Source organism: Micromonospora sp. TSRI0369 (assembly GCF_001905625.1).
Classification (GTDB): Bacteria; Actinomycetota; Actinomycetes; order Mycobacteriales; family Micromonosporaceae; genus Micromonospora; species Micromonospora echinospora_A.
In genome coordinates this window covers 1-9,201 of record NZ_LIVU01000023.1, presented here as the reverse complement: position 1 = coordinate 9,201, position 9,201 = coordinate 1, and the positions used below count along the sequence as shown (strand labels likewise).

At 65.7% G+C, this 9,201-nt stretch carries 5 protein-coding genes; 1 reads left to right on the top strand and 4 read right to left on the bottom strand.

Features of this window, described 5'->3' with window-relative positions:
- The 4 genes from AMK25_RS31370 to AMK25_RS31350 all read right to left on the bottom strand — a co-directional run.
- The coding region (locus AMK25_RS31370; RefSeq protein ID WP_073831973.1) for a hypothetical protein at positions 1–2,933 on the bottom strand (2,933 nt) is incomplete at its 3' end.
- Positions 2,930–4,132 (bottom strand): TIGR02678 family protein, encoded by a 1,203-nt coding sequence (locus tag AMK25_RS31365; RefSeq protein ID WP_073831972.1) that lies wholly within the window; start codon positions 4,130–4,132, stop codon positions 2,930–2,932. The genes AMK25_RS31370 and AMK25_RS31365, both read right to left, overlap by 4 nt.
- Entirely contained in the window at positions 4,125–5,696 is a 1,572-nt protein-coding gene (locus tag AMK25_RS31360; RefSeq protein WP_073831971.1) for a DUF2397 domain-containing protein, read from the bottom strand. The genes AMK25_RS31365 and AMK25_RS31360 overlap by 8 nt, the downstream gene beginning before the upstream one ends.
- 1,575 nt (positions 5,697–7,271) lie before the next feature.
- The gene (locus AMK25_RS31350) at positions 7,272–7,595 is read right to left on the bottom strand and encodes a nucleotidyltransferase domain-containing protein (protein WP_073831969.1); all 324 of its coding nucleotides are present in this window, start codon (positions 7,593–7,595) and stop codon (positions 7,272–7,274) included.
- Between the two features lie 455 nt (positions 7,596–8,050).
- Here AMK25_RS31350 and AMK25_RS32925 point away from each other — a divergent pair, with 455 nt between their 5' ends.
- Positions 8,051–8,284: an Imm1 family immunity protein gene (locus AMK25_RS32925; protein ID WP_241826577.1), complete on the top strand. Its 234-nt coding sequence runs from the start codon at positions 8,051–8,053 to the stop codon at positions 8,282–8,284.
- Positions 8,285–9,201 lie beyond the last annotated feature (917 nt).

The window sequence follows — 9,201 nt, the reverse complement described above, 5'->3', positions numbered from 1 at the left end:
GGGGCGGCGCCGTGGGTCAGGCGTCGACCGGGGAGGGCGCGGTCAGGTGGGCCCGGGCGAACTACAGCGACTCGCGCAGGTCCGCCTCGCGGACCGCGCGGCTCTTCGCGCCCCGGGTGGTCACCTCCACTAGCTACCGCCTCGTCGAATTTGGCAGTGGCTCCAGCGATGTCACCGATGGCGGGTTGCCTCTGACCGAGAGCGCCGTGCAGTCGCTTACACGCCTCGATGGCGCGGCCGATCGCGATGCACCTGGCCCCGAGTGCGCCTGTGTCGCTGGGCAGGTTGGACTCCGCCGCGTTTCGGCTTAGCACGGCCCGATCGGCCTGCCAGCGGGCGAATGCCTCCGCATGGACTTTGATCTTCGCCTTAGTCTGCTCCTCTGCTGTATCGCGTATGTCCTCGGCCATTCGACTTTCGGCGTGTGCCGTGACGAGCGTGACCGGCTCGGGAAAGTGTTCGGTGTGACGTTCCCATGTCGCAACCGCTGCGGCGAGGTCGTCGCGCCGAACTTGTTCGGCTGCGAGCTCGCGAGTGACCTCAGCATGTTGCGCGGAGATTCCTGCGATCATCCGCTGGCGGGTGGCTTCGCGGGTACTGGGGCCGACGTACTCAGCGCACGGCTTGTGCCAGGCGCCTGTCAGGTTCCCGGCTCGCCAGCGACCGCTCGTGGATACCGCCACACCCATTTGGTCCGTTGTAGCCTGACCGTCGTCAAGCAGGACTGCGGCCAGCAACCTGTCGACAACGTCGATGGGGACCTGGCACTGGGCTGGCGGAGTCGCGACAAGCGCCGATGCGAGCCTGTTCGGCAGATGGCCGGCCGCGTGGGGGCCGGTCAGCGCCACTGCGACCAGATCATTAAGGTCGGGGTCGCTGAGGCCGCCGTCGGGGTTTACCCAAGCGTCGAGCAATCCACTCGCTTGGAGCGCACCTTCTAGGCCGCCGCGCTCGTCCTCCGATAGCGCCGTGCGGAAGTCGACGAGTTGGTAGAACGGCGCCCCCGGCCGGCGTGCCCGGCTGGCACGAGGATGCTCCGGGTGCGGCGGCAGAACGTCACCGCCGGCCCGCAGCGCTTGTAGGTCGGTGTCGAGGCGACCCTGTTCGGCCTCCAGGCTCGCGTATTGCGCCCGGGCATCGCTCGCGTCGTGCCGAGCTTGAACGACGGCCGGCGCGATCCAGGCGAGGTGTAGCATGCGTGCGCCGCGGGTTACCGTAACCGGCTCGTCGATGAGCTCGGCCGTAGTGGGAGCAGCCGGCCGGCCGGCCAATGCCGCCGCGGTTGGAGGGCAACTGTCCGCCCAGGCAGCAAGCCCCTTCAGCCAGGCGACGGCTTCAGCTGTGAGCGTGCGAAGGCACTGTTCGTGACGCTCGGATGCCTCTCTGGCTGCGTCCGCAGCCTCCTCTGCCGTCGCCTTAAGTTTGTCGATCTCGCCTAGCTCTCCGTCGAGCCGCTCCGCTGTCTGCAGCAGCGAGGCGGCGACGACGCTCCGACGTTCGGCGACGACGCGGGCACGCTCGGCCTGGGCGAGTGCTTCCACGACGGCGTTGCGCAGTGCATCGAGATCGAACGCTGGAGGTGCCGAGCGCTGCACAGGCTGGGGTACGCCATCGGGCTCCGCGGCGATTTGGACGTACTCCGTGCTGGTAACTGTGCTGGTCCCGGGTACCGAGGGCACGGTTGGAATGACAGATCGATCAGATCCTACGTCAGCAAACAGGTCGGCCGCGGCGTGGGCTTCTTCGGCAGCCTGGGCGCCTGCACGTTGAGCCGCATTGAGGACGTCGAGGACGGTCGAACAGGCGCGCTCCTCTGAGCTGCGATGACCCGCGGCATTGGACAAGCTGGTGCTGGCGTTACGTTTTAAGGCGGCAACCGTGGCGCGTTTGTCCGCTAGGTCACGGTGGTCCTTGTATTCGTCGCTGCCCTTGAGCTCATCGATCTGTGCCTTCAGCTCCCGTTCGGCACGTTCCAACTCGTCGATGTTGCGTTGCGCCTCGCCGGCCTTACCTTGCTGAATGCCGAGTTCGCCTTGACGTTGTGACGCCGCTCTCCGATGGGCATCAAGGGCTTCCTGTGCCTGGGTGAGGTTTGTGGCTCGCTCGCGCAGCGCTGACTGCAGATAGTCACGGTAGTCGACCAGGAAGCGCGATAGGGATTCGTCCGCTTGTCTAAGACGTTCGATGTTCTCCCGGATGGCCTCGAGGTCCTGGAACTGGTTAGCGAGTCTGTTGAGGATTTCCGGCTCCAGCGGCGGCAGCGCTTCACCAAGGTACTCCTCGAGTTGCCCGGCGACCGCCTTGACCCCGACGTCGGGATTGCGCAGCGTACGTTGCAGGTGGAGGAGGTCGTCGTAGCGCTGCAGGTCGTCGATGCCGTAGACGGCGGCAGCCACCCGGGATCGGAACACATCTGGATCGGTGACCACCGCTTGGGCGCCGATAACGTCCTTCAGTTCCCCGATGTCCAGCGGCCTGTTCTCGGCGGTGGCAAGCCGAAAGTCGATGCCGACCCGAGCTTCGGTAATGAACCGCCACGAGTTGGCAATGTCGTCGGTCGCCTTCGATGCCTTGATCCCGATCCCGCAACTGAGGAACTCTTCGGCACCGTCATCGCGAGCTCGGCGCAGTTCCATCCAGCTGTAGCCGATACGGTTGGGGCCGCCGTTGTAATGATCGAGCATCAGCCGCCGCACGCTCACGGAGTCGTAGCCTTTTGCGCCCAGATTTCGCAGGTCGCCGTCGAGGCAGAACGGCAGCGCGAGTTCCAGGGTTCGCGACTTGCCGGATCCATTGCTGCCCTGCAGGACCGCCCGTCCGCCCGACAGGTCAAATTCGCGGGCGCCGTACTCCCAGATATTGAGAATGCCGCCACGATGCAACCGCCACCGAGAGGGCGGCTGAAGGCCGTCTAGGCCGACTGGGAGGTTCACAATTCGGCCTCCTCGCCATCGAACAGCGTGGCCTGCGGTTCTTGTTGATCCGGTGACGTCTCGACGGTCGTCGCCCTTTCCTCAACATGTGCTTGCCATCGGTGAGCCGCTGGAACCAGCAGCAGGTCGTCGCCGACAAGCCGCGCCGCGCCGGCGTCCAGCAGATGATCGGTGACCCTGCCTGCCAAGGTATCGACATTACTCACGTCGCGTTTGGCCCAGGCGGACGGGTAGCGCGCAGCCAGTTCCTGACATAGTCGCGTGACATGATCTGGCGTGACCTGGTGACAGCCGTCGGCGCGTGGAGGCGAAGCGGCCATAAGCGGTTCCAGGATCAGCAGCGCGATGCGCGACACGGTCGAGCTCGCCGGAAACGCAAGATCGGTGAGGAACTCATCGGGGTCGATGGCGACCATGCCTTCCGCCCGAGTTTCGACCTGCAGGCCGACGTAGCGTTCTAGCCAGTACGCCTCTTGCCGCTGATGGTCGCGTAGGTATCGCGCCTCGGCATCGGGGAGATCGGCGTAGAGGACGACCGGGTCTTCGACCAATCGTCGGCGCGCAACAATACCGGCAGGTTGTCTTGCAGTCGTGCCGGGCTCCCCGAATTCAGACGCTCTGCCGGCTCGCATCCGCGGCACGATAAGGCCGAGCAAATCGGTGTCGATGGTGATCAGCGCTTCCGCCGCGCCGCGCTGCTGCACTGCCGAAACACTGCCCTCGGTCTCCTCAAGGACTCCGAGGGTCACCAGGTGGCGCAATGCCGAGGTCAGCGCCCGCAACTCCACCAAGTCGTCTCGCAAGGCGATCCCGGCCTCGGCCGCGGCACCGCGTATGTCGGCAATCAGCTGTGACAGCAGTATCTGCCGGCCCGTATCGACGAGTGCGGCCAGTGTCAACGCTAGGTACGCATAGGCGCGTGGGGTGAAGTTCGGCAGGCCGCGACCGGCACCGGCGTCCGCGCTCTTATACAGGCGGGCGAGTCGCCCTTCCACAGTCAGTCGATAGCCCAGATAGTTGGCAAACAGTCGCCGGAGTCGGTCCCGATGCCGGAAAATCAGCGGGAGCAACTCGGCTCCACGGCCGTTGATGTGCAAGATCGGGCGGCGTAGCAGCGTACGCACGCAAACCCGCACCTGTGCAGCCTCGGGGTGAGGCAAGTCGTCGAGGAGATCTCCGTAGTATCCGCGCTCAACCATCGACGCCTCGCGCCGTAGATGTCTTCCCACACAGGCTGACGGCGACGGCAACGCCGTGCAGCGTCAACACGCCGTGTGCCGCGCGGATCTGCACGCGGGCATCGGCTTGCGGTCCGACCTGAATTCTCAGGGCTGACGGCGAGTGGACGAACTCCCCGATCCCATCGAACTCCTCGCGGTGACCCATCGCCCGGCGGATCAGGTCATACAACACGTCCAGCGCCCCGGCTGACAGCGTCACCTCGGCGAGCCGATCAGCAACCGCGCGTAGCTCGGCGTACACCGCGTCACGCCGGCGAGCCTCCGCTTCAGCCTCCGCAAGCGCCGCGTACTCGCCAAGAGGATTCTCAACAATGCGCGCTGCGCGGCCACGTGCCGCAGGCTCCGCCCGGCTCGATACCGACACCGACACCGACACCTTCGATCCGCGCCACCACGGCTCGGAAGGTGGAGTCTCATCGACGTCGGGTAAAATCACCCAGTGCCGCGCCGAGGACAGGCTGAAGGCGTGGGCAAACAGAGTATGGGCCTCCCACAGCGTCGCCGCATCAAAGCGGCCGGCAAGACGAATCAATTCCGCACGGCGACCTGGCGCGATCCCACCGCCACCGGTCGACCGCTTGACGTTGGACAGCAGCGAGCTGATCGCCTTGGTCGTGGCTTCCCGCAGGGCCCAAACCTGGCTGGACTGACCCGGCCTGTCCACAAACCAGTCCGCGAGGCCCCGCCAGTCCGACTCCGAGCGCCCACGTGCGCGCTCGACGGCCTCGCCGAGATCAGCGGTCGGAGCCAGCAGCCGCAACAGCTCGCTTTGCACCGCGCCGAGCTGGTCAAGGCACTCGGCAATCGGTGGGGTGTACCGCAGCACATCCTCGACGACCAGCTGGATGTACTCCACCAGCAACCCTCGGAATCCGGCGATCTCGTCGGGATTGAGATCATGACGGGCGACGACCTGCCCGAGGTGGGCGTAGAAGTCGCGCACGGTGTCGGACAGCTCAGCGTGTTGCAGGAACAATGTGGTGACCTGCTCGGCCAGCTGCTCGCGCTGCCGCACGACGACCCGAGCGTCGGCGCCCTGCCTCTGCTCAGCCAGAACCGACTCGCCAATCGTCGAAATGATCTCGTCCATGCCGCGGCGAATCGCGGGCAGCAGCTCCCGTGAGACCTCACGGGCACCCTCGGGGATCGCCAGCAGCTCTTCGGCTTCGCGGTGCACGCGGACGGCTAATTTGTCCACCTGATAGCGCCGACTGCCGTGAGCGAACTCGGTGATGGACCGGGCGTTGGTTTCTCGCCGCCCAGGCACCAGATTGCCCCATTTTCGCAGTTGTTTGAGTCGAACAACGACCTGCTCGATCGCCGACTCGCCAACGCCAATGCGGCCGTCTTGCTCAAGTTGCGCAAGCGAGGCCGCGACCTCACTAGCTGACAGATCCGCCAGCAGGGTCGAGGTGAACACTCGCATGATCGCAAAGTGGGTCCGAGCCTCCGGGACAGAAAGGTAGGTATACAGGCGAAGGCGACGTCCCGCCTCCGCATGATCCCTGTTTGCGTCGGCCACGCCACGTACAGTAGCCGAACGCTTCGACTCCCGTCTGCCGCTGCGAGCCGGCTCGTCGGCGGCGCTTTGGTAGAGCCGGCCTTGGCCTGTCGCCCCCTGGCGCGGGGGGCGATCTCCGCCGCCCAGGCGTGGATCCCTCCGCTAAACAACCGGCGGCAGCCTGTGGCAAGACTCGCAGGTCGCCGAGCTGACCTGCCTGATCGACCCCAGGGCACTGTCCGCTTTCTGGGCAAGCACCCGGCTGACGTGCTGGCGGGAATACCCGCACCGGGCGCTGGAACAACCCGCGGACTGGGTCTGGTGGATCACCGTCGCCCACACTCCACTGGGAGCAGGACGAAGTCGGGCTCAACGTCGGTGAGCTGCCGGGACCTACCAGCTCGACATCGCCGACGTTTGATGGGTGCTGGCATACGAGAACTCCCAGCGAGCGGCGTGAGCCGGGTCGAACCGGCCAAGGTTCGCTACCACCTCGGCGCTGACCTACTGGGTCTCGCACGGGTTCTCGCAGGACTACGCCCCGACATCGCGTACCCGGCGACCCAGGAGCAGTAATCCACAAACGGCACCGGCCGCCATGCCCGATCGCTAGCCCCTCGGTGAAGGACGCCGTGTGGATCCCGGAAGTAGCCCGTCAAGGCTGGTGATCATCAGCGCGACCGCCACATACAAGAACACCGGCTGAAGATCGCCGCACTGTGTGACCATGCCGCGAGGTGATTGCGCTCACCGGCGAGGACGCGTCAAGCGTGTTCGCGCAGCTCGAAATGGTCATGGGTCGTTGGCGCAATATCGAGCGCTGCGCGTCGCGGCCTACACCCTCATCTACGGCGTCACCCGCACCAGCATGCGCAAAGTCCCACTTTTCTAGCACCGCCCGTCATCCGGCATCCACCACCTGCGACTGGCCGACGGATCTTCGCGCTGTCGAACTCACCGAAGCCGGGTCGGCCCGGCATACCTGCCTCCTGCTGCACTTCAACGCCACGACGATTGTCAGAGGGTCGCTGCACCTGGCCTTGCCATCGCAGCTCAGCCCTACCAGCGCAACTTGCGCAGGCGCGTTCGGTCAAGCGGGCGGATCCGAAGTGCCGTCAGTTCGCCACGTAGTGTCGGACGGACTACTTCAAGCCACTCCACACCGTCGTAGTCGGCTAGGCATCGGGGCGCCGACGACAGGTACCGCAGCCCGAAGCCAGCGAAGTACGGTGTCACCTCGCCTCGGACGTCCTGTCCATGCAGGTGAATAGACCCTGAGTCCACCCCCTGCTGCTCGTAGTGGGCGAGCACGGCTTGCCCCGCTCTGAACGACACACCGCCGGGCTGCCATCTCTCCCGCAGGTACGACGCACTCTCAGGGCTATCTACGATGCGGTCCTCAAGAGCCACACGGTCCAGTTCGATCACTCGCATGGCTACCGCTTCGAGAAGCTGCTCACGCACCGGTCGCGGCAACCACCGGTCAAGCCCCTCAAACTCGGGGCTCATCGCGTCCCGTGGGGCACGGACCGCCGTCGGATCTACCGCGATGCCACGCAGCCTCTCCAGAGCGACGCTCAGGTCGTCACCTCGGCGCTACAACAACGTCAGGTCGAAATCCGCCCGTGCCCGCATGTTGTAGACCAACTGACATCCTCGTGTCCGGCCGACCAGCGGCCGGCGCAAGTCTCCGTGTGGATCCCGGCCAGCACTGAGCGCCTGTGCCCTCTCACTCGCAAACTGCCAATCAGTCCCATCGAACTCGATATCCAGATCAACGTCAGCAGGCTCCGGAGCCCCCCGCGCGAACGAACCAAACACGCACACCTCGGTCACCAACCGAAGCGGCCACTCGTCCTGCAGCTGGTCAAGACGCTCGAGGAATTGCTCGACAAGCAGCGCCGCCCGTTGTCTCTTCATGCCACTGATAGTCACATCGCTGATCCCGCTCGTCGAGCCGCTCCGGGAACGCAGATCAACGAGCCCTACTCACCCGCTGTTCACCGCCGACCGCAGCATCAAAGTGATCGCCAGAGTGATCAGCTGCCCGATCCCCTATGTGCCAGGCGGCTCCTACTTCAGCCGCTGTCGCCGCCCCGCCGGGCTCTCTCGCCATCATCCTGCCGCAGGATCACGCCTGACGGTGCTCCTCACCGACGGCGACCGCACATGGCTCCACAAGCTGTACGTGGGCGCAGGCGAAGGGATCCGGCGATGAGCATCGACATCAGTTGGGGACGCGGCGACGGCGCCGCGTTGGTCAGCATCGTCACCGAACTCGACGCCACAGTGGACAAGATCAGCCACGTCCCAGACTGAGTAACTGCCCTACCGCGTCACCCTCATCGCTGCCAGCGGAGCTGACACTCCCCGCCATGCTCGACATCTGCATCGGGCACCCCGAACGGTCGTTCGTCTATCACGTCGCCGTCGATGGCAGCAGCGCCTGGGTATACCAGCCAGACCTCGAACCCGGACCCGTGTTCACGTTCGAATACGCCGGCACCCCCACCGACGTATGGCCCGAACGCACCCGTGTCACCAACGCGACCGCCTGGCAAGCGGCACGACAGTTTCTGACCAGCGGCGGGCAAGACCCCACGCCCTGACCTGGGAAACCGCCGAATAGCTTCGAGCGTGGACGGCTCACGAGGCCAGAGCCGCAGCCGAGGTGGGCTTGACTCGCGGGGCCTCGTCGTGTGCGGTGACCCCGGAGCCGCTAAAGCGGCAGCCGTATGAGGAGAGATCCCGCGAACGACTCGTCGGTCGTCGACCTGGACCTGCGCGCAGACGCATCCAACGACGAGGAGCCCAAGTACACGTGGAATGCCAAGGGATACGGAGGCAATGAGATGTTGGCCTGCTGGTGCTGCTGCCACGGCATCGACGCCCCAGCCGGGTATACCCGTGCCGCTGCTGTGCCGGGGCGGTAAGAAGTACGGCAAGACCCGAACGCGCCTCGCACGTCCGGGCGGGCAGGCCCAACCCGGAGGCAACAGCCCCGAGACGCTGTGGCATGCCAACGCCAAGCGGACCATCGTGCGCTGGGCGTAGAAGCAGCCCGGCGTGACCAAAGCGCGCACCGATTACCCGACCGCAGACGGGCGACGCCGCAGCGAAGCCATAGCTTTTCTGGCCGACGGAAGCGTCTGGTCAACGAGGTTGAGCAGCAATCCCGCACCGACGAGGACTGGACCAGCCGGCATCACGACTTTGTCGCAGAGCCTGGTCGACGCATGGCTGTGGTGCGCCCTCGTAGCGCAACCGTTCCTGGCACGTCGATCGTGGCGCGATAGGCAACAACGTGAGCCCTCTCGAGTAAGTAGATCTTGTCGCAAGAACCCTGTCCATCGATGGTTCGATGCCCATCTCGAGCACCGTCCGACCCGAACAGGTGCTGGCCGTCGCCGCGCAGCGCGGGGACCGGCCCGAGGCGCACGGGCTGCTGGCCGGGCTGGCCGAGCTGCACGTGCGCGGGGTTGCGGTCGACTGGCTGCAGTGGTTCGCCGAGACCGGCGCGCGGCGG

Bases quoted from the DNA above. Each gene is read 5' to 3' on its own strand.
- AMK25_RS31365 (WP_073831972.1), bottom strand. From the start codon at position 4,132: ATGGTTGAGCGCGGATACTACGGAGATCTCCTCGACGACTTGCCTCAC.
- AMK25_RS31350 (WP_073831969.1), bottom strand. From the start codon at position 7,595: ATGAAGAGACAACGGGCGGCGCTGCTTGTCGAGCAATTCCTCGAGCGT.
- AMK25_RS32925 (WP_241826577.1), top strand. From the start codon at position 8,051: ATGCTCGACATCTGCATCGGGCACCCCGAACGGTCGTTCGTCTATCAC.